This window comes from Oceanobacillus kapialis (assembly GCF_044790185.1).
Classification (GTDB): Bacteria; Bacillota; Bacilli; order Bacillales; family Amphibacillaceae; genus Oceanobacillus_B; species Oceanobacillus_B kapialis.
The window spans coordinates 823480-842776 of sequence record NZ_CP085256.1 but is presented as its reverse complement, the minus strand read 5'-3'; the positions used below and the strand labels follow the sequence as shown (position 1 = coordinate 842776).

General features: G+C 39.5%; 24 protein-coding genes and 1 riboswitch. Of the genes, 7 read left to right on the top strand and 17 right to left on the bottom strand.

The window, feature by feature from the left end; all coding sequences use genetic code 11:
• Nucleotides 1-314: 314 nt before the first annotated feature.
• Complete coding sequence (locus LG273_RS04480; protein ID WP_404458118.1) at nt 315-1367, bottom strand: C45 family autoproteolytic acyltransferase/hydolase; 1053 nt, start codon at nt 1365-1367, stop codon at nt 315-317.
• 138 nt (nt 1368-1505) lie between these two features.
• Here LG273_RS04480 and LG273_RS04475 point away from each other — a divergent pair, with 138 nt between their 5' ends.
• A complete protein-coding gene (locus tag LG273_RS04475) occupies nt 1506-3224 on the top strand; it encodes a DNA-binding protein (RefSeq protein WP_404458115.1) in 1719 nt (572 codons plus the stop codon).
• A 37-nt stretch (nt 3225-3261) separates the two neighbouring features.
• On the opposite strand, the gene LG273_RS04470 is transcribed toward LG273_RS04475, so the two are convergent.
• The 3 genes from LG273_RS04470 to LG273_RS04460 form a co-directional block, all read right to left on the bottom strand.
• Nucleotides 3262-3837, bottom strand: coding sequence for a hypothetical protein (locus LG273_RS04470; RefSeq protein ID WP_404458112.1), 576 nt, complete (start codon nt 3835-3837; stop codon nt 3262-3264).
• A gap of 71 nt (nt 3838-3908) precedes the next feature.
• Complete coding sequence (locus tag LG273_RS04465) at nt 3909-4481, bottom strand: hypothetical protein (RefSeq protein WP_404458110.1); 573 nt, start codon at nt 4479-4481, stop codon at nt 3909-3911.
• Between the two features lie 148 nt (nt 4482-4629).
• A complete protein-coding gene (locus LG273_RS04460; protein ID WP_379562210.1) occupies nt 4630-6507 on the bottom strand; it encodes an ABC-F family ATP-binding cassette domain-containing protein in 1878 nt (625 codons plus the stop codon).
• A 304-nt stretch (nt 6508-6811) separates the two neighbouring features.
• Here LG273_RS04460 and LG273_RS04455 point away from each other — a divergent pair, with 304 nt between their 5' ends.
• The 5 genes from LG273_RS04455 to LG273_RS04435 all read left to right on the top strand — a co-directional run bounded on the left by LG273_RS04455 (nt 6812) and on the right by LG273_RS04435 (nt 8842).
• Nucleotides 6812-6937 (top strand): hypothetical protein, encoded by a 126-nt coding sequence (locus LG273_RS04455; RefSeq protein ID WP_404458106.1) that lies wholly within the window; start codon nt 6812-6814, stop codon nt 6935-6937.
• Nucleotides 6938-6992: 55 nt separating this feature from the next.
• On the top strand, nt 6993-7295 hold the full coding sequence (locus LG273_RS04450; RefSeq protein WP_379562994.1) for a transposase: 303 nt from the start codon (nt 6993-6995) through the stop codon (nt 7293-7295).
• 11 nt (nt 7296-7306) lie between these two features.
• Nucleotides 7307-8182: an IS3 family transposase gene (locus tag LG273_RS04445; protein WP_404459472.1), complete on the top strand. Its 876-nt coding sequence runs from the start codon at nt 7307-7309 to the stop codon at nt 8180-8182.
• A gap of 157 nt (nt 8183-8339) precedes the next feature.
• Nucleotides 8340-8486, top strand: coding sequence for a hypothetical protein (locus LG273_RS04440; protein ID WP_404458104.1), 147 nt, complete (start codon nt 8340-8342; stop codon nt 8484-8486).
• Nucleotides 8459-8842, top strand: coding sequence for a hypothetical protein (locus LG273_RS04435; protein WP_404458102.1), 384 nt, complete (start codon nt 8459-8461; stop codon nt 8840-8842). Before LG273_RS04440 ends, LG273_RS04435 begins: the two co-directional genes overlap by 28 nt.
• Before the next feature lie 73 nt (nt 8843-8915).
• On the opposite strand, the gene ribE (LG273_RS04430) is transcribed toward LG273_RS04435, so the two are convergent.
• From ribE (LG273_RS04430) to LG273_RS04410, 5 genes are all read right to left on the bottom strand, one after another.
• Nucleotides 8916-9380, bottom strand: a complete 465-nt coding sequence (gene ribE, locus LG273_RS04430; RefSeq protein ID WP_379562213.1) for a 6,7-dimethyl-8-ribityllumazine synthase — start codon at nt 9378-9380, stop codon at nt 8916-8918.
• A 4-nt stretch (nt 9381-9384) separates the two neighbouring features.
• The gene (gene ribB / locus LG273_RS04425; protein WP_379562214.1) at nt 9385-10011 is read right to left on the bottom strand and encodes a 3,4-dihydroxy-2-butanone-4-phosphate synthase; all 627 of its coding nucleotides are present in this window, start codon (nt 10009-10011) and stop codon (nt 9385-9387) included.
• A gap of 24 nt (nt 10012-10035) precedes the next feature.
• Nucleotides 10036-10686: a riboflavin synthase gene (ribE, locus tag LG273_RS04420; RefSeq protein WP_379562215.1), complete on the bottom strand. Its 651-nt coding sequence runs from the start codon at nt 10684-10686 to the stop codon at nt 10036-10038.
• Between the two features lie 166 nt (nt 10687-10852).
• A riboswitch (FMN riboswitch) is annotated at nt 10853-10999 on the bottom strand.
• Nucleotides 11000-11197: 198 nt separating this feature from the next.
• Nucleotides 11198-11341 (bottom strand): hypothetical protein, encoded by a 144-nt coding sequence (locus tag LG273_RS04415; RefSeq protein WP_379562216.1) that lies wholly within the window; start codon nt 11339-11341, stop codon nt 11198-11200.
• A 70-nt stretch (nt 11342-11411) separates the two neighbouring features.
• Complete coding sequence (locus LG273_RS04410; RefSeq protein WP_404458097.1) at nt 11412-11987, bottom strand: TlpA family protein disulfide reductase; 576 nt, start codon at nt 11985-11987, stop codon at nt 11412-11414.
• Nucleotides 11988-12148: 161 nt separating this feature from the next.
• Here LG273_RS04410 and LG273_RS04405 point away from each other — a divergent pair, with 161 nt between their 5' ends.
• Nucleotides 12149-13135 carry a P1 family peptidase gene (locus LG273_RS04405; RefSeq protein ID WP_379562218.1) on the top strand — a complete coding sequence of 329 codons (987 nt, stop codon included), beginning with the start codon at nt 12149-12151 and terminating at the stop codon, nt 13133-13135.
• Nucleotides 13136-13190: 55 nt separating this feature from the next.
• On the opposite strand, the gene LG273_RS04400 is transcribed toward LG273_RS04405, so the two are convergent.
• The 8 genes from LG273_RS04400 to LG273_RS04365 all read right to left on the bottom strand — a co-directional run bounded on the left by LG273_RS04400 (nt 13191) and on the right by LG273_RS04365 (nt 19289).
• Nucleotides 13191-13541: a VOC family protein gene (locus LG273_RS04400; protein ID WP_379562219.1), complete on the bottom strand. Its 351-nt coding sequence runs from the start codon at nt 13539-13541 to the stop codon at nt 13191-13193.
• 129 nt (nt 13542-13670) lie between these two features.
• Nucleotides 13671-14567, bottom strand: a complete 897-nt coding sequence (locus tag LG273_RS04395) for an RluA family pseudouridine synthase (RefSeq protein ID WP_379562220.1) — start codon at nt 14565-14567, stop codon at nt 13671-13673.
• Nucleotides 14568-14627: 60 nt separating this feature from the next.
• Nucleotides 14628-14858, bottom strand: a complete 231-nt coding sequence (locus LG273_RS04390; RefSeq protein WP_379562221.1) for an excisionase family DNA-binding protein — start codon at nt 14856-14858, stop codon at nt 14628-14630.
• A 126-nt stretch (nt 14859-14984) separates the two neighbouring features.
• Nucleotides 14985-15266: a GNAT family N-acetyltransferase gene (locus tag LG273_RS04385; protein WP_379562222.1), complete on the bottom strand. Its 282-nt coding sequence runs from the start codon at nt 15264-15266 to the stop codon at nt 14985-14987.
• Nucleotides 15267-15626: 360 nt separating this feature from the next.
• Nucleotides 15627-17185 (bottom strand): IS3 family transposase gene (locus LG273_RS04380; RefSeq protein ID WP_404457201.1). Its coding sequence is split into 2 segments (ribosomal slippage): nt 15627-16543 and nt 16543-17185, totalling 1560 coding nucleotides; the frame shifts between segments, so codons are not numbered across the junction.
• A 92-nt stretch (nt 17186-17277) separates the two neighbouring features.
• A complete protein-coding gene (locus LG273_RS04375) occupies nt 17278-18180 on the bottom strand; it encodes a hypothetical protein (RefSeq protein WP_379562223.1) in 903 nt (300 codons plus the stop codon).
• A 28-nt stretch (nt 18181-18208) separates the two neighbouring features.
• Nucleotides 18209-18742, bottom strand: coding sequence for a signal peptidase I (locus LG273_RS04370; protein ID WP_379562224.1), 534 nt, complete (start codon nt 18740-18742; stop codon nt 18209-18211).
• A 94-nt stretch (nt 18743-18836) separates the two neighbouring features.
• Nucleotides 18837-19289: a hypothetical protein gene (locus LG273_RS04365; protein ID WP_379562225.1), complete on the bottom strand. Its 453-nt coding sequence runs from the start codon at nt 19287-19289 to the stop codon at nt 18837-18839.
• Between the last annotated feature and the right edge of the window lie 8 nt (nt 19290-19297).

Below are 19297 nucleotides of genomic sequence, written 5' to 3'. Positions count from 1 at the left end.
TGGATTACCTCCTACATAATAGTGCATTCTGAGTCTATTATAACTACATTTATATAAAAATAAAGTCTAAAATTATGATTCCTTAAAGTCGCACAAATTAAACCTGTTTTTGCAAAATTGACTCGTATTGGGATAACGGTCATTTAAGTTGTGTAAATTTCATCTATTGCGTAGGTTTTTGCTGCTACGTCACTTAATATTTCAACTACTGCTGCGCTACTTAATAAGGCTCACGCTCTTTTTTCAACTGCTGCTGCGCCACTTTAGCATAACTGTCACAGCTTATTAGCATTCATGCGCCACTTCTCCTTTGTTTACCGGACATTTTTCTCCATGTGCACGAACGGTAACTCTGTGTCCACCTCTCCTAAGATTCGCTTCGCTGGTATTTTTTTACCTTGAAGCCACTGTTGAAAATCAAATATCATTGGCTCTCTATCTCCACCAAGGGCAAACCATACCTTGCCCGCTCTTGGGAAATAAACAGAAGTATGAATGGTGCCAGCCCATTGTTTATATTTTGTAGAAAAAACGCCTTTATCCATATCGTTTAACATACGAAAGGCTTGATAGGGCTTCATGATATTTTCTTTCTGCTGTTCAATCGCGTTAAAGCGTTTATAAGAATCATCTAAATGATGGCGATTTTCATCTCTTAAGATGTCGAAATGATTGGTGCAGATATTGGATTGACGGACTTCTACAGCTCTTGGGGTTGCCTCCACAACATAGGTCTCCCCGCCTTTATCTAATAAAACGTAACTGAACGAATGGCGATGGGGAATTTCTTTTAATAAAGAAATGGCTTCTTCCACATTGGCGCATGTTTCAAGTAGAATTCGACCGATCATATTACAGATAAATCCGTCACCAGGCTTTTTCCGGTGCATAAAGTTATAGCCCATCGCAAGCCCCTTCTCATTCATCCCATCCATTCGCCCTGTTATCCGTTGTGATGGTCCAATAACTGCATATCCTTGATCACTCGGTTGGAAAATGGTATACCTGCCTTCATAGGTTTTAGGATGGTAATCATAGTTTCGTACCATATAATCTTTTCCCGTAAATATAGAGCAACCGCTTTTTGTATATTCCAGCCGATATCCTCCGAATTCCTGCAGTATATCTTCCATCTTCCATTCCAAAGCATCCTGCAAACCGAGAAGCTCTTCCCAAATAGCTGGTGCGAATGAAAGAATGACCTCTTTCACTTCCTCCTCTGAAAGCGTAAATCTGGGACGACGGATTTTCCATTGCTTTTTTCTATTCTCTAATGTATATGAATTCTTTAATTCCAGCCCTTGCTTATAACCAAATTCGTAATGTGTGCCACGAAATTGAATAATATCACTATATATCTGTTTCATGATTTTCCCTCTTTTTTAATCTGTATAAAACTCAGTCTAATATACAACGACATATTTTCAAACGAAATGGTTTGATAATGAAACTATTTATTGTTACAGCCGTATTACATACAGAGAAAACATTTAGGAGTTGAAGACATGACAGGAATTTTAACCACCACGATACTCTCATTTATATTGTATCTAATTATTTCACTGTTTTTTGTTATTAATAATAAAAAACATCGTAAGACAACGTTAAAAGCAGTTCTTCTAATCTTTGTTGTACTATTTATTATTGGTGCAATTGCCATATACTTTATTATGCTGCCGATAACCATACCAAATATGACCATTTCTAACATCGTTATCGGGATTGCCGGGATGGTTGGACTTTACGCACTAACTACAAGTCAGCCATTCACAAAGTCCAGCAAGCAATTAGACACTGTTTCGGGGGTAATTGTCCTGCTTGCAATCTTAGCAGTACCAACATTCTTCGTACTTGGTATTTTTGGCCTGGAGGATTCTTATGAGTCCATTTCTAAAGAAGAAGTAGAAGAAGCGAAACCATTAGATAAAGATGCTACACCAATTGTAGTTTCACCTGAATCAGCACGAAACAAGGTTCAAAAAGCAATGAGCGTAGTACCAAACACACAATTTTATGACCTAGGTAAATTACAAGTACAGAAGCTGGACGATGATATTGTATTTGTCGCACCAGTTGAATTTACGGACTTTTGGCGTTACTTCCGCGGGAAAGAAACAGAAGGTTACTTTACGATTTCCGCGACAGATGTGAATGCTCAGCCTCAGTTTGTGGAAAGCAAAATGAAATATACGAATTCAAGCTTTTTCAACCATAATGTAAAGCGTACAATTTATGGCGCATACCCAAATTATATTCAAAGCGGCGAACCCCAAATTGAAGTCGATGAAGACGGGAAGCCATGGTATGTACAAACATTATATAAACCAATTGGATTAACCAATAAACCGAACGCACAAAAACTGAACGTGGCGGTTGTTGATCCCGTTACAAGCGATGTAACGTTATATGGTACAGCTGATGCTCCTGACTTTATAGATGGTTCCATTAGCTCTGAAATGGCATCTGATCAAAATGAGTATTTTGGGAAGTATGTTCATGGATGGTTAAACTCTATTTTCGGTAAAAAAGATGTAAAAATACCAAACGGTTCTGGAACAGAAAGTAATGTAACACCGATTTTTGATGAGAATGGAGAAATGCACTACTTTACAGATATGTCCTCACCAAAGGAGAATATTGATTCAGCTTTAGGCTACACATTAATCAATGCTCGTACTGGTGAACTAACCTACTATAATGGGAAGCAAAATAATGGAATTATGGATAGTAAAGGTGCTAAAGAAATTGTAAATAAAGAATTCCCTGAGAAGAATTGGACCGGTTCCATGCCTGTTCTTTACAATATTGATGGGGACCCAACATGGGTTGTTAATGTTTTGGATCCAAATGGCTTGTTTAAACACTATGCTTATATTAAAGCGTCGGATTCTGATTTCGTCGTGTTTGGTGATACAGCTCGAGAAACCTTGGAAGCATATCGCCTAGCATTAGCTCAGGATCCAAGTAATGTATCCTCTACTGGGGAAGCAAACTTAGAAGAACGAAATGGAGAAGTTGAAAGAGTCCTTGTAAGTAATCAGGAAAATGGGCAAGTAATTCAATTTTTACTACAAAATGATAACACGATATATAGCGTTAGTGCAGGAAAGTCCCGTTTGGCAATTTTCATGCAACCTGGCGATAATGTTACATTTGAAGTAAACATTAGAGACAACGGCACAGGTATTGTGGAAAGCATAGAGATAGAGGGATTAACCAATTAATTAATAAGAGCAAGCTGTCGTGAGGCAGTCTGCTCTTTTATTTTTTATCTGCCCTTTTGTCATGCTTAATCTTGATAAACAGCTTGGTAAACCCGTATGCCATAAACGAAATAACGAGGTCGATAAGAAATAAATAAAAAAGGTTCATTCCTTTGTTCATCTCTAAAAGTCCCACTAAAAGAGAAAAACCACCAAAACCAAAGGCAAAAACGGCAGAAAACCCGATAAAGTAGAGGAAAATGTTCTTATTCCGATTTGTACAATATTGATAAATTAACATAAAAGATACAGGAAAGATAACGGTAGTGACAGAAAATCCTACTGGTAATAAGTAAGAAAGGCTATGAGGGTGATTTAAATAATTCGCTGAAGATAAAATACTATCTGTGTTTGACCATAAAACATGTGTTGTATAGCCATAAAAGGAAATCTCAAAAAGCCTTTTCCTATCAAGAACCACATACAAAATTAACAGCGGAAGGAAAATAGACATAAGGTTAAACCAAAAATACCATGTGTCAAAATCAGAAAACTTTTCCCAGAAATGTTGATTTAACTGGGATAACTGTTCTTTTACCTGATATATTTTATCGTATAATTGCTCTTCATTCATTTTGTATAAAACCACCTATTGTTAATAATAGGCTTAGTTTAAACGAGACAATAAAAAGTATGCGTTCTCTTTTACTTCTTAGCCTTCCAATCATGTTTCATGATTTTGAACAGTTTTGTAAGGCTAAATGCAAGGAAAATGATAGCAATATCAATTAAATAAAGGAAGCCATAATTCATTCCTTTATTCATATCCAGGAATCCAAGATATACATACAACGGCCCCATGCCGAATGCAAATAGCAGATTTAACAATAACGTAAACATGATAAAACTCTTTCCTCTGTACAAGCAATACTGATAAACAAGCATAAATATTATTGGAAAAAGTACTGTAGTTGATGTTAAGCCTGTAGGCAACAGATAAGTCAAACTATGGGGATAGCTAAAATAATTGAGAGATGTTAAGATCTGATCCGTATTTGCCCATAACACATGTATCGTAAAACCGAAGAAGGAAATTTCGAAAAGTCTTTTTCTATCAACAGTAAAATATAAAATAGCCAACGCAATCACCATACTACCTAAGAGAAACCAAAAACGCCATGTATCAAAACCAGTTGTCAGCTCCCAGTATTCCCTTTGCAAATGCTGCAGCTGTTCCTTCACTTGAAATATTTTATTATACAGTTGATTCTCATTCACCGTTCGCCCATCCTCTCCTCATAATAAGTTTAGTTTAGGCATTTGTGTGAAAACCATACATAAGCTAGGCTCGATTTACATTTGAATGAATTCATAAGTATTCCTGCCATAATAAAAGCCCTCCCTATATTTAGAGAGGCCTTTATTCTTAGTTATTTTTTTCAAATTCTTCCACCATGAGAGAGAGCTCTTCCCAGCGCTCCATTTTTTGCTCTAATGCTGCTTCTGCTTTTTCTTGTTCCTGAAATAGCTGCTGAACTTTTTCCGAATCACTACCAGCTTCTACAATGCCTGCTTGTAATTCCTCAACGCGATTCTCCAGTTCCATAATCTCTTCCTCGATAGTGTTCCATTCACGTTGCTCATTATAGGATAGCTTTTTCTTTTGCTGCTTCGGCTTTTCTTTTACTACCTTTGGCGCTGGGGTGACGCCAGGTTCTGATGCCTGTTCCAAATATTCACTGTAATTACCATAATATTCGCTGATTGCACCATTTCCCTTAAAAACAACCAACCGATCCACTACGCGATCTAGGAAATAACGATCATGGGATACAGTAATAACGACACCAGGGAATGAGTCCAAGTATTCCTCTAACACGCCTAATGTTTGCGTATCTAAGTCATTTGTTGGCTCATCAAGGAAAAGAACGTTAGGTTCCTTCATCAACACTTTTAACAAATACAACCTGCGCCGTTCTCCTCCCGATAGCTTCCGGATATAGGTCCATTGTGCCGAACGAGAAAAAAGAAAACGCTCAAGCATCTGTTCTGCTGTAATGACATCTCCATCTCTCGTATGAATGACTTCTGCCACTTCTTTAATGTAATCAATTATACGTTTTGTACCATCCAGTTCTTCATCGCCCTGTGTATAATAGCCGATATTGACTGTCTCTCCGACTACCACTTCTCCGTTGTCAGGCTCTATCCGCCCTGCCATAATATTTAACAAAGTCGTTTTTCCAGTACCGTTTGGGCCGATAATTCCTAAACGTTCCCCAGGGATAATTAACCGACTATACCCATTTATCAGCTGTTGTTCACCAAAAGATTTACTAATGTCATGTAGCTCAAGAACTTTCTTCCCTAATCTTGTAGAACCTACTTTGAAATCTACCTGCTCTTTCTTCGTATCAAAAGTCTGTTCTTTCATTTCATGTACTCTGTCAATCCGTGCCTTTTGCTTGGTGGATCTTGCCTTTGCCCCACGTTTCAGCCATGCCAGCTCTCGTTTCAGCGTGTTTTGATGCTTTATTTCATTACTTGCTTCCAATTCTTCCCGTTCTGCTTTTTTCTCCAGAAACACTTCATAATTTCCTTCATAGATATATAAGTTTCCTTTGTCCAGCTCATAAATTCGATTCGTAACGCGATTTAAAAAGTATCGATCATGCGTCACAAGCAATAAGGAACCTTTATACGTCTTTAAGTATTTTTCCAGCCATTCTACAGTTTCATTATCAAGATGGTTTGTTGGTTCATCAAGAATAAGCAAGTCCGCTGGTTGAATTAATGCTTTAGCAATCGCAACCCGCTTCTTTTGCCCTCCGGACAGTGCAGCTACCTGTTTATCAAAATCTGTGATACCTAGCTTAGTCAGAACAGATTTTGCAGCGGTGTTAGCCTCCCACGCTTCTGCTTCATCCATTTTTTGTTGCATTTGGAGCAGTCTGCTTTGCGCCTCACTACTCTCTGGCTCTTGTTGTAACTTTAGTAAAGCCTGCTCATAACCACGCATCACCTGCATGATGACCGAGTCGCCATAATAGATTTGTTCCATTACTGTCAGCTCTGGATCAAGTGGAGGATCCTGAGCCAAATATTCTATGCGATAATCCTTCGGGTGCTTGATCGTTCCCTGTTCAGGTGCTTCTATCCCAGCTATCGTTCTCAAAAAGGTGGATTTCCCTGTTCCATTCACCCCAATTAATCCAATTCTTTCCCGATCGGATATGGTAGTGCTAATAGAATCAAATAATATTTTTTCCCCGAAGGATTTATGTAAATTTTCAAGTGTTAGCATTGTTAACCCATCCTCATCTTTTTCTAGCCTTTAGCCAATCCTTTACAAAAAGTACAATTAAAAGGAGTAGCCAGGATGTTACCAAATAAAAAATACCTTTACTCACAGGTGTCATTTCAGAAAAAAAGAAGGCCATGCCGACCCATATAACTGCTATCATAATAAGCTGAATTCCTAATAGTTTTATGATAATCTCCCCCGTACATTTAATTCCCTACCAACCAGTTTATCTTACTGAGCCGCTTTTTTCCATAAGAAAAGCATGCTGGTCAGTTTGGCTGTGTTTAGTTGTAGGGGGCGGAGGTTGATAGGACTGCTGGTGTGGTTGATGGGAGTGCCGGCTTGGTCGATTAGACTGCTCGTGGGGTTGATGGGAGTGCTTAGGTGGTTGATTGGACTACTCGCGTGGTCGATTGTGAGGTTAGTCTAAAAAGTGGACATGTGAAAAGTGGTTTGTTTTATAATGAACTAAATAATAAAAGGACGTGTTCACTTTGGGGAAACAATATGATAAAGAGTACAGGGAGTATGTAGTGAAATTAATTGTAGAGGAGGGAAGGAAGATAACCGATGTGGCTTACGAACTTGGCCTTTCGGCTTCCACACTAGGAAAGTGGGTACAAAAACATAGAAAAGAAAAACTACAGAGTAACCAACCCCAAGAGTATATAACGCCATCTGAGTTTGAAGATTTAAAGAAGGCCCACAAAAAGGAGCTTGAAAAGCTCCAAGAGGAAAATGAAATTCTAAAAAAGGCCATGCACATCTTCACGAAAAACCAAGAGTAAAATATCAATTTATTTACGATCACTGTGAGGATTATTCGGTGGTGAAGATGTGCGAGGTACTAGTGGTATCGAAAAGTGGTTATTATAAATGGCTTTGTAGAAAAGAAGCTGATTTAACAGAGAGAGAAAGATATCGAGAAGAAATCAAACAAAAGATTAGCCAATCGTTTCATGAAAGTTTTGGTACCTACGGTAGTCCGAGGGTGCACGCAGATTTAATAGATTGGGGTTATACGGTTTGTCAAAAAACTGTGGCCCGCATGATGAATGAGATGGGCCTCAGGGCTACTCTAACCGAAAAAATAATCATCACTACAGATTCAAATCATGATCTACCGATCTATCCTAATCTCTTAAACCAGAACTTCACTGTAGACGCTCCTAATAAAGCCTGGGTCACAGATATTACGTATATTTGGACAATAGAGGGTTGGCTTTATTTAGCGTCAGTTATCGACTTATTTTCCAGAAAAATGGTGGGGTGGAGTATGGCACCTAATATGAAAAAGGAATTGCCATTAGCTGCTTTAAAAATGGCCATAGCTACCCGCCAGCCTGGTGAAGGACTCATACACCATTCTGATCGAGGGTCACAATATTGTTCACATGGCTATATGGAAGTGTTGAAAGAAAGGAAAATGGAAGTAAGCATGAGTAGAATTGGAAACCCTTATGATAATGCTTGTATAGAGTCTTTTCATGCCACGTTAAAAAAAGAACTTGTATACAGAGTCCGGTTTGAGAAGCGTGCTGAGGCCATGAGAGCCATTAATTACTATATTAGTAATCGTTACAATGAGAAAAGAAGACACTCGACTCTAGGGTACTATTCTCCTAATCACTTTGAACGTCATTACCAAAACAGCATACTGAAAAAAACCTCTTAAACAAACCATTGTGATGAATAAGTACAAAGTGAGGTTTTTACTTTGTATTTATTCATCACGCAGCAAACGAAGTGCGGTAGGATTTTTCTTTAAACAAGCACCATTTTAAAATGTCCATTTTCTTGACAGAAGTCCAATTGGACTGCTCATGTGGTTGATGGGACAGCTCGCGTGGTCGATTAGACTGCTCATGTGGTTGATAGGACTGCTCACGTGGTCGATTGGACTGCTCATGTGGTTGATGGGACTGCTCGCGTGGTCGATTAGACTGCTCATGTGGTTGATGGGACTGCAAAGTGGTTGATGGGAGTGCTGGTGTGGTTGATGGAGCTGCCGGCTTGGTCGATTGGACTGCTTGTGTGGTTGATGGGACTGCCGGCTTGGTCGATTAGACTGCTCATGTGGTTGATTGGACTACTCGCGTGGTCGATTGGACTGCTCATGTGGTTGATAGGAGTGCTGGCGTGGTCAATTAGACTGCTCATGTGGTTGATGGGACTGCTGGCTTGGTCTATTGAACTGCTCATGTGGTTGATAGGACTGCCAGCTTGGTCGATTAGACTGCTCGCTTGGTTGATGGAGCTGCCGACGTGGTCGATTAGACTGCTGCATAGCCAAACCGCCTGCTCACTTAATCCATCAGGCTGCTTTCACGGTTGATTGTCCTAGTACCACAATCCACAACAACCAAAAAGGCCAGGGAAACTCCTCCCCGACCTTTCCACTAACTAATTTAAAATTGTTTCAGTAGGCTTACCATTTCAATGGCAGCTGTTGCAGCTTCGGATCCTTTATTTCCTGCTTTTGTGCCTGCACGTTCTATTGCTTGTTCAATTGTTTCTGTTGTGAGCACGCCAAAGATGACTGGCTTTTCTGTTTGCATTGCTGCTTGCCCAACGCCTTTAGCAGCTTCATTGCAGACATAGTCAAAGTGCGGTGTTGAGCCGCGGATGACGGTTCCTAATGTAATGACACCATCATATTTTTCTTGTTTTGCCATTTTCATGGCTGCAAGTGGGATTTCGAACGCTCCTGGAACCCAGGCCACATCTATATTCTCCTCTGATACTCCATGTCTTATTAATGTGTCTTTTGCTCCTTCTAATAATTTTGCGGTTATAAAATCGTTAAACCTTCCCACGACAATTCCTATTTTCATATCTGTGCCAACTAAATTTCCTGCAAATGTGTTTCCCATTTTTTTATCCCCTCTCCATCGTATATTGTTGCTGTTTTTTTCTAAAGGCAGCTAAATCTTCAATGGTAATCATTTTGAGTCCGAATTGTTTTGCCATCTCAACTAAATCAGGTACGAGCGCCATTGTGCCATCCTCTTTAATAATTTCACAAATTACACCAGAGGGTGCTGCATCGCTTAATATGGCAAGGTCAACAGCAGCTTCTGTATGACCACGCCGAACTAGAACGCCTTCGTCTTTTGCAATAAGAGGAAAGACATGACCTGGCTGTTTAAATTGGTTAGGTGTTAATTGTTGATCCACCAAAGCTCTAATGGTCGTGGATCTTTCTTGCGCACTAATTCCCGTAGTTGTCGTAATGTGGTCAATGCTGACCGTGAAGGCTGTCGATAATGGATCCGTGCTGTTTTGCTTCATTAATTCCAGCCCTGCAGATTTCGCAATAGCAGACGTAATGGCTGTACAAACAAGCCCCTTCCCATGTGTAATCATAAAATTTATCATTTCGGGTGTTGCTTTTTCAGCCAATCCTACTAAGTCTCCTTCATTTTCCCGGTTGGCATCATCTACCACGATTACCATATTTCCTGCTCGTAACTCTTCGATTGCTTCTTCAATGGTATGAAACATGCTTTTACCTCCTTTTTTGTTTTTTTATAGAAAACCGTTTTGTTGTAAGAAAGCTTGATTTAACCTACTGTCTGAATCTTTTCCTACGCCATTCATTAAATGCTGAACATGTTTCGCCAGCATGTCACATTCAATATTCACCAAATCCCCTACTGCCTTTTCACCTATTGTCGTATGCTCTGCAGTATGTGGGATTATGGAAATCGTTACGGTGTTATCTTCTACACCAAAAATGGTAAGGCTAACGCCATCTACCGCAATAGAACCTTTTGGCAGTAATAAGCTGTTATACTGATCAGATAGCTTAATTTTGTAGTAAATGGCATTCTCTTGAGGTGATTTCTGAACAATTTGCCCTGTTGTATCCACATGACCTGAAACAAAATGTCCTCCAAATCGTCCATTTGCAGCCATCGCTCGTTCTAAATTTAGCGAATCTCCGACTTGGATATCTACTAGCGATGTAGCTTTCATCGTTTCCGGCATGACATCCACTTCAAAGGATTCATTTGAAAAACGTGTTACGGTTAAGCAGATGCCATTAATCGCAATACTATCACCAATGTTCATATCTCCTAGAATATGTTTTGCCTTAATTGTTAAGGTGAACGCATGCTCTGATACACGCTTTTTAACAAGCAATTTTCCCTTCTCTTCTATTATTCCTGTAAACATAAGCCTCCCCTTTCTTTTTTAAACGTTAAAAAACCTCTGAATCACTTCAGAGGCTAAAAGGGCAGAATTAATAAGCGAATAAAACATGCTATCGCACGAATACTTCCTCACACAGTGTACATGGACACAGCCAAGAAAGCATTCGTTTATAAACATGCTCGCTTTTCAATTCCTTCTCCCATCCAGACTTTACTGTCGGCTCTGGATTCACACCAGATCCACCGCTTGGCTATACGCCGCACGGGTCACGGACTTAGAAGCTTTACACTTCATCACCGCCGGTTGGGAATTTCACCCGACCCCGAAGGAAATTCTAATAATTCGATTGTACCTAAGTTATAACGGAAATTAATTTAGATTGCAAGCTTCTCGTTTCATATATTGAATGGTTTTATTTTCTAAATTAGTTATCGTATTATCGCATTAAAGCATTAAAATAAAGCAACAAAAAAAGCCCCCTAACCTTTGGAGCTTTAGCTGCAGACAAAACTACCACAAGATGGGACTTGAACTAATGAGTTAAAATCGATTCAAGAAAACGGATTTCTTCCTCTATCTTTATTTTTATTTTGTCGTCATCGTATTTGTGAAGAAGCTCCGCCAAAAATTCACGGTCTCTCTGAAAGTAGAACAACTCTTCTTTCGTAAATTCCAATACTATATCCTCCCAGTAGCGTAAACGCTAAATATTTTATACCCGATTAACATGTAATTAAACGGCTTTTTTAAGTTTCACTCATTTTTTCGTATTCCTGTACCATTTGTTCATAGGTCAGGGCCCCAAAGGCTTTATATCTAATTTTCCCGTTAGCATCGATAAAGTAAGTAGTAGGAATTGGTTGAATACGGTATAACGCACTTACCTTTGCTTGATCATCTAATAGCACTGGAAAGGTTAAACCATACTCTTTTACGAATTCCTTTACAGTCTGTTGACTTACTTCCGTGTCTGTCAAATTAACAGCAAGAATGATCGGGTCATTATCCTCGAAAAAACGCTGCATATCTGGCATTTCGGTTCTGCAAGGGGGACACCAAGTTGTCCAAAAATTTACGATCACTCGCTCACCTTTATAATCAGAGAGCTTTACACTTTCACCGTCTAGCGTTTGCAAGTTAAAGTCAGGTGCTTGATCACCAACATTAACCCCTAGAGGGTTTGACGCGCTAACTTCAATGCTCTCTGTCTGGTGATCCTTTTGCTCATTAGAATGCTCTGCCTCGTTTTCGGCTAAACTAAAATTATAAAAAGCTCCAAGTACAATACCGATCGTAAAAACGATGAGTAGAATCCTTTTCATCATGACGCCTCCGTTTTTTCTGTTATGTTTATTGTGCCTCTTTCTAGCACGAAACATACGAAGAAAAGTAGGTGCCTCTATTTTTAAATCATATGATAGATTCTACGATATAATGCAAATTTGCTATACTATAGAAAAATCAAATGAAGGGAGTTAAGTAAATGGCTCTTAATAAAGGAAAATCCAACGGAATAACAGATGTTAAAGGGGTAAAAGTAGGACATGTAACCTTGTATGAAAAGTTAGATGAGAATAAAACCATTTGCACGGGAGTCACTGCTATTCTCCCACACGGGGATAATTTGTTTCACAAAAAAGTACGCGCTGGGTCTGCCATTTTAAACGGATACGGCAAAACTACTGGATTAATCCAAGTTGAGGAGATTGGCTTGCTTGAATCGCCAGTTATGCTTACGAATACTTTTAGTGTTGGAGCGGTTTGGCAGGGAACTTTAGAATATATGCTTAAAACAACAAAAGACATCGGCGATACAACGAGCTCGATTAATATTGTGGTTGGGGAGTGTAATGATAGTTACTTGAATTCCATCCGTGAGCAGGCAATTAAACCAGAACACGCTATCCAAGCTATAAAGCAGGCTACTGAAAAGCCTGTTGAAGAAGGGGCTGTAGGAGCAGGAAAAGGAATGGTTTGTTTTGGATATAAAGGTGGAATTGGCACAGCATCACGCATTATTTCCACCGGGAAAGACGTATACACATTAGGGTGTCTCGTTGTGAGTAATTTTGGTAAACGGGAGGAAGCATTGTTTGCTGATTGGGGGAAGCATAAGTTTGATACACCAGACGGATCAATTATGATGGTAATTGCCACAGATGCACCACTATATGACAGGCAATTAAAACGACTTGCAAAGCGCTGTGCAGCTGGTCTTGGCAGAACTGGGAGTCACTTGGATAACGGCAGCGGAGATATTGCGATTGCTTTTTCCACAGCAAATATGCATGATCACCATACAGAAGTTGCAGCCGAAAGCATGACGTATTTACGAGATGACCACGAAGTAATGAACCAGCTTTTTCAAGCAGTAGTCGAGACGACAGAAGAAGCGGTGATACGCTCATTAAAAATGGCAGAAACTACACATGGAAGAAAAGGCAGATATGTTGAAAAGGCACCTTTATAGAAACAACTTACGAGGAGCAGCAGCTGTTGTGCAAAGCAAAAGCCGCTGCTTTTGCTTATTTCTGTTCAACCATCCCAAAGCCTATCCCTGTTGGATCTACGAGATAGGCAAGGTAAAAGGTATCAAATTCCATTTTCTCTCTAACCACCTGTGCCCCATTTTCTTGAGCGCTCGCAATAGCATCGTCTATGGAATCCACTTCAATTTGCACTCTCACTCCGTGTGGATAGTCGTTCGGTCCTTTTGCAATACCACCATCTATCCCGCCGTTTCCAGTGCTTACCTCCCAATAATCCCATCTGGGTGCCCCAACTTCCCACCCGAACACGTTAGCATAGAATGCTGCAGCCTTTTCTGGTTCCTGGCTATTTAATTCGAATCCTACTACTTTTCCAGTTTTTCGCATAAGTTAGGCTCCTTCCTCCACTATATTTTCATTATATAGAAGTAACCTTATAAATCACATTATTTTTATACTTCTGTTTATTTCAACTAAAAATAAACCTGCCTCAATCAGCAGGTTATTTATTACTTATTATTTTACTTTACCCAAAAACGATTTCGGAACATCGGCTTTGAAATACATGGGTTGTTTTGTTGTTGGATGGTAAAAGGACAGGACATTTGCATGCAGTCCCATTCTACTAATCGGATTTTGGGTCGATCCGTATTTTTTATCCCCAACGATGGGATGCCCCAGGTCCTGCATGTGTACTCTGATTTGATTCTTCCTCCCAGTCTCTAACTCCAACTCCATTAAAGAAAAACTATCATTCGCCTTTAAGAGCTTATAATGTGTTTTAGCGTATTGGCCATTGTCTTTATTTTGGGTTGAGTACATGAGATGGGTTTTACTTTCCATCAGCCACGAGGAAACGTAACCCTTTTCCTGCTTAACCTTCCCCTCCACTAATGCCACATATTTTCGCTCTCTTACAGCTTGTTTCCAATTGTCCTGAAGCTGTCGTTTTACACTCTCGCTTTTTGCGAACATCATGACCCCAGAGGTATTTTTATCAAGACGGTGTACAACAAAGATGCGATTTTCAGGATCTTGAATGCGAACATGCTCCATGAGTTGATGATGGGCTGTTTGCTTCTTTTCTTTTTGAGTTGCAATCGATAAGAGGCCAGCTTCTTTATTAATCACGATTATGTCGTCATCCTCATAGAGAATGGACATCCCAATTAGTGCTTGTCTTTTAACAGCTGCTTTGTTTTTTAAGATGGTAATGGTTTGTCCCGGTTTTAATGGATAATTGTGTTTTGTTTCAATATGGTCATCCACTGTAACCTGTCCGCGTGTTAATATGGATTTCACCGAGTTTCTGCTTCTGTTAGATAATTTCTCCAGCAGAAATGGGAGCAATTCTGTGTTTTCTTTTACATCAAACACCATGGTATTCGCCTGGGCTTTTTGGTTTTTTGGCATATTTATTCTCCTTTAATTGAGACGATGAATCTCTTTCCAAGTCAAGGATTGCAAAACTGTCTAATCCTCATCACGTACGTCAATATCCTCAGGAATCGGCTCATTAAGGTATTCCTGAATTAGCTTTCGGTATTTTTCTACTTGTTCAAAGTGTGTAGTAAACTGATCTTTGTTAATTAAATACTGTTCTCCATCGTGAATCGAGCGAATCCGGCCGTTCAGCACAAGTGCTTTAACCTTTGCTTCGTCCATCGATAAGTACTCAGCAGTTTCTGTAATGCTAAGGTACATTGTGATTCCCCTCTTTACTTATTACAGCCTTGTTTAATAGAACTATACAAGTATAACGAATCGGAACGTGGAAGAGCAATGTTTATAGCAAAAACCTCCAACATAAGGAATGTTGGAGGAACATTGTTAAGCTTGTTTTAAAACATCTTGATATTCAGGTGTCTCGGTCAATTTCTTTTCTGCATAGGAACATTCCGGAATAATTTTCGTTTGTTCTTGTCTTGCGAGGTCAACTACACGCTCCACAAGCTTTCCTGCAATGCCCTGTCCCTGTAGTTTTTCTGAAACGACGGTATGATCCACAACAATGTCGCCATTCTCTGAAAAAGTATACCCAATTTCAGCCTCTGGATTCTTTTCATCTTCTCCTATATAAAATGATTGTGTGCCTTTTTTTATTGTTGGCATGCTTGATCACTCCCTTTTCTTCATTTTTGTTCCTCTTCCTTTACATTGTTTCCGTTAAACCTGCCAGCAAATCATAATTCAATAATTTCTATGAACAAAAGCGCAAGCGCCCGTTTTAAGGAAGGCTGACTAAGAACGCCCCCTCCTGGGGCAACGTCTGCCTGACCCGGATCCTCCGGGCCCACGTACGGAGGCGAGGGAAGTCTCGCTAGTCTCTGGGCGCTGGACCTGGACGAGGCTGGTTCTGTTGTTTCGTTATCCACAACAACCAGATTTTAAAATTCCTGACAAGTAAAAAGCCGTACAGACGGAAGTGAACTGACCCCTGTCAAGTAGACAATGAAAATAATAAAAAGTAATCTAAGCGGCTTTAGCTCTATATTCCAAAGGGCTAAGGCCGTTTAGCCTTTTTTGATATCTATCGTAATTATAAAAATGTATATAGTCTTCTATAGCTTGAGACAAATCTTTAAAAGTCTCATATTTATTCAAATAATACTTCTCACATTTCAACGTCCCCCAAAAAGATTCCATTGGTCCGTTATCAATGCATCGTCCTACTCGTGACATACTTTGTTTCATCATTGCTGAATCTATCTTACGTTTAAATCCTTTAGAAGTGTACTGAAATCCTCGGTCACTATGTATTAGTGGTTGATCCCCATTCAGATGCACTACGGCTTGGTCAATAGTTTTAAATACAAGTGAGTTATTATTCGAATTCCCGAAAACATAACTAATAATCGATCCATCATATAAATCGAGAATAGCACTCAGATAAGCTTTCTTTGAGTTACCGTATTTAAATTCCGTTACATCCGTTACCCATTTTTCATTTGGTTTTTCTGCCTTGAATTCGCGGTTCAATACGTTTTCTGTGACATGTTGAGGGGGGGAGTGCTTATAAGATTTCTTCTTTTTACGAATAACAGACTGTATACTGGCCACTTTCATCAGTCTATAAATACGTTTGTGATTGAAGTTCTGATCAAATTTCCGATTAATATTTAACGTCATTCGACGATAGCCGTATATTCCATCAACCTTTTCATGAATATCCAGCATTTCTTTAATTATCTCTTCATTCTGAAGTTCTTGGGCCGAAGGCTTGCGTTTCAGCCACTTATAGTAAGCCCCTCGAGTGACTCCTGCGATATCACAAAGTAATAGAATACTTAGTTTTTCTTTTTCTTTAAGTTCCTGGATAGCAATATATTTATCTTCAAAACGTAATCGGCTTACTTTCGCCTCCTTTCGATTTCCTCTAACTTTTTTAAAAACAAATTCTCTGCACGTAATCGTTCATTTTCTCTTTCTAGCTTTTTCATTTCGAATTTGGTTTTTTCTTCTGGAGTTAGCTCTACTTCATCTTTCTTTCTACCACGTTTATCTCTAAGTGCTTCTTCTCCACCAGCTTCATACTTTTTCACCCACTGGTAAACTTGTTGATAAGAGACCTGGTAGGTCTCAGCTGTTGTTTGGTAATCCTTTGTATTCCCGAGACAATCCAAAGCAATCTGAATTCGTTCTTCCCAAGTCGTTTTCCTACCGTTAGTCATAGTGCTCGTCCTTCCTAATGACGTATCTTTTAATTCACTATGACTATTATACTTCCTAATCCATTTCTTGAGGACTGATCTACTTGAAATCTCATATTTCCGAACAATCTCCCCTCTAGAGTACTCCCCTGACAAATAATCTTTTACGGCATTCAGCTTAAGCTCATGCGTATAAGGTTTCCAAGTAGAGGACTCTTTCAGTCCCTCTGATCCATATTGCTCATACTTGTATTTCCATTCTCTAATTGTAGACATAGCCACCTTATACTTTTTCGCAATATCAGCTAATGAATAAAAATCTCCGTCCCACACTTTTAATACCTCAATTTTTAGTTCAGGAGAAGAAGATCTTTTGGACATAAAAAATACTCCCCTTTAGTAGTCAGATTTTTATTTTTTAATCTGTCTACCTAAAGGGGAGCATATCAGAAGTGTCTGTACGGCTTTTTCCATTACTCTGTAAACCAGTCATATAGTGCATCTGATTCAACAGTTAGATGCGGGCCATTCAATTTAGGAAATTTTACTTTTCCTTCTTCAGAAAAATCAAGATAGCTATCTCTTACGCGCCACATCTGTGTTTCACTAGCATAGTATTCATGGTCTGTATAGACTTGGAACCATGTGATTCCACCATCTTCGTATTCACGTACTGTTACATTGCCTACCTTTTCTTCAAATTCTCCGTCACCTTCACCAACTGCTATTTCAATTACTTTATATCCATCCTCATTTGTATAAAAGTTAATCTCTTTACCTTCTGTTACTCTTGTCGCCCCATGTGGGGTTGCTTTAAAAACTAACTCGCCAGTAAAATATGGTGGGCCTTCTTCTTCCTCTTCGTCAACTTGAGTTGCTACTACTTCTAAATTAATCTTCCCTTTTTTCCCTTGAAAATCGATGTCATTCTCTCCATGTGGCCAGTCCACCATCACTCGAAATTGTTCTGTATCCTGAGTGGGACGGAAAGTGTTCTCCAATTCGATCTGCTCCCAAGCGCCATCCTTCATTTGTTCTAATGTAAGGTTAACTGGCGAATTGTCATTGGAAGGGAAAAGCTTGCCCTTCAATTCCAGATTCACTTGATATTCAACTGGGACAGACGTGTTATTTTTATTCACATCAAAAGCGTAGACTTCTTTCTTCTCCATGCCTGGTACGAGGTCTTCGTCAAGGTCAAACTCTGCATCACCAATCACTTTACCTTCCTTGTTGACTGCTTCCACATCAAAATCAGCAGCTCTGGCAATATTATCTTCACTCGAGAATCCAATTGTAAAATACGCTACAGTCCCAACAATGGCCATTAAAACAAAAGATAATGCAATTAATCCTAGTGTAAGCTTCTTCCTCATTCCTTCTCCCCCTTAGGTTTTGTGAATATTACGTTGTACTTTGCTGTCTACGCAGAACAAATAGTTTTTTCATCCAGAGAATTATAACGTACAAGAGTGGGATTGCTCCCAGCACAATCCAACCACTTGGTGACTTTAAGAACATGACAACAGATCCTGCCATCGGGATATGAAAAGAATACGAGCCATAAATTTCATCTTCCTGTACAAGGCCCTCATCCGCCACATTGTTGGCATCCCCTTTAGTTTCAAACAAGCGTCCTTGCTCAGTCGTCTGTTCACTAATCACGCGATGGGTAACAAAGGTTCCGTCACTCTGCTTAAACGTGATAATATCTCCACCTTTTACGTCATTCACATCATCAGATAGCACCAGCATGTCACCTGCATGGAAAATTGGGTCCATGCTATCAGAAAGGACATTCATGAGCTGGTAACCAAACAAGCTTGGATTGCTTCCAGGTTGTTTTAATGTTTGGACAAGTGAAAATCCAAGCAACAGAACAAATACAACTAAAAAAATAATGCCTATATTCCCTAATCCCTTCCATACTTTTTTCAATTTCCTGGACCCTCCTTTTCCTGTATGTAGCAAGTTCATGCCTTTTATGCTATCCATGATAAGGTACTCCCCCTATAAGCAAAGCTGGCATTTATTATTCAGGTTCCTCGCTTACCTGTTTCATCTCTTTTTTAGCTTCAAGAAGTATTGCTTCCAGCTTTTCTTCTACCTCGGCTTTCTCGTCACCCTCTAAGTCACTTACTAGTTCATCCGCATAATCCTGCAACGCTTTAACACGCTGCTCTTTTTCCTTCTGCGTAAATTCCTGAAGTTTTTCAGAAGTTACCTGTATTTCTGAAGCAAGTTCCTCTTTTAAGCGCTCCGTTTGCTTCATCTGTTCCTCTTCAAGCGCAATTTCTATCTCACTAATAGATTCCGTTTTCTTTTGCTCAAACCAACCTGTCAGCATTCCCTTTAATCCCTCGTCAGCGAATGCTACATTTATTCCACCACTTAACACAATGACTAGCAGAATTGCTCCAGCGAAAATCCTTCTCTTTTTGCTACGTTGTACCTGTTTGTATTTAACTAATCTGCTTTCCTCCACCAATTGAT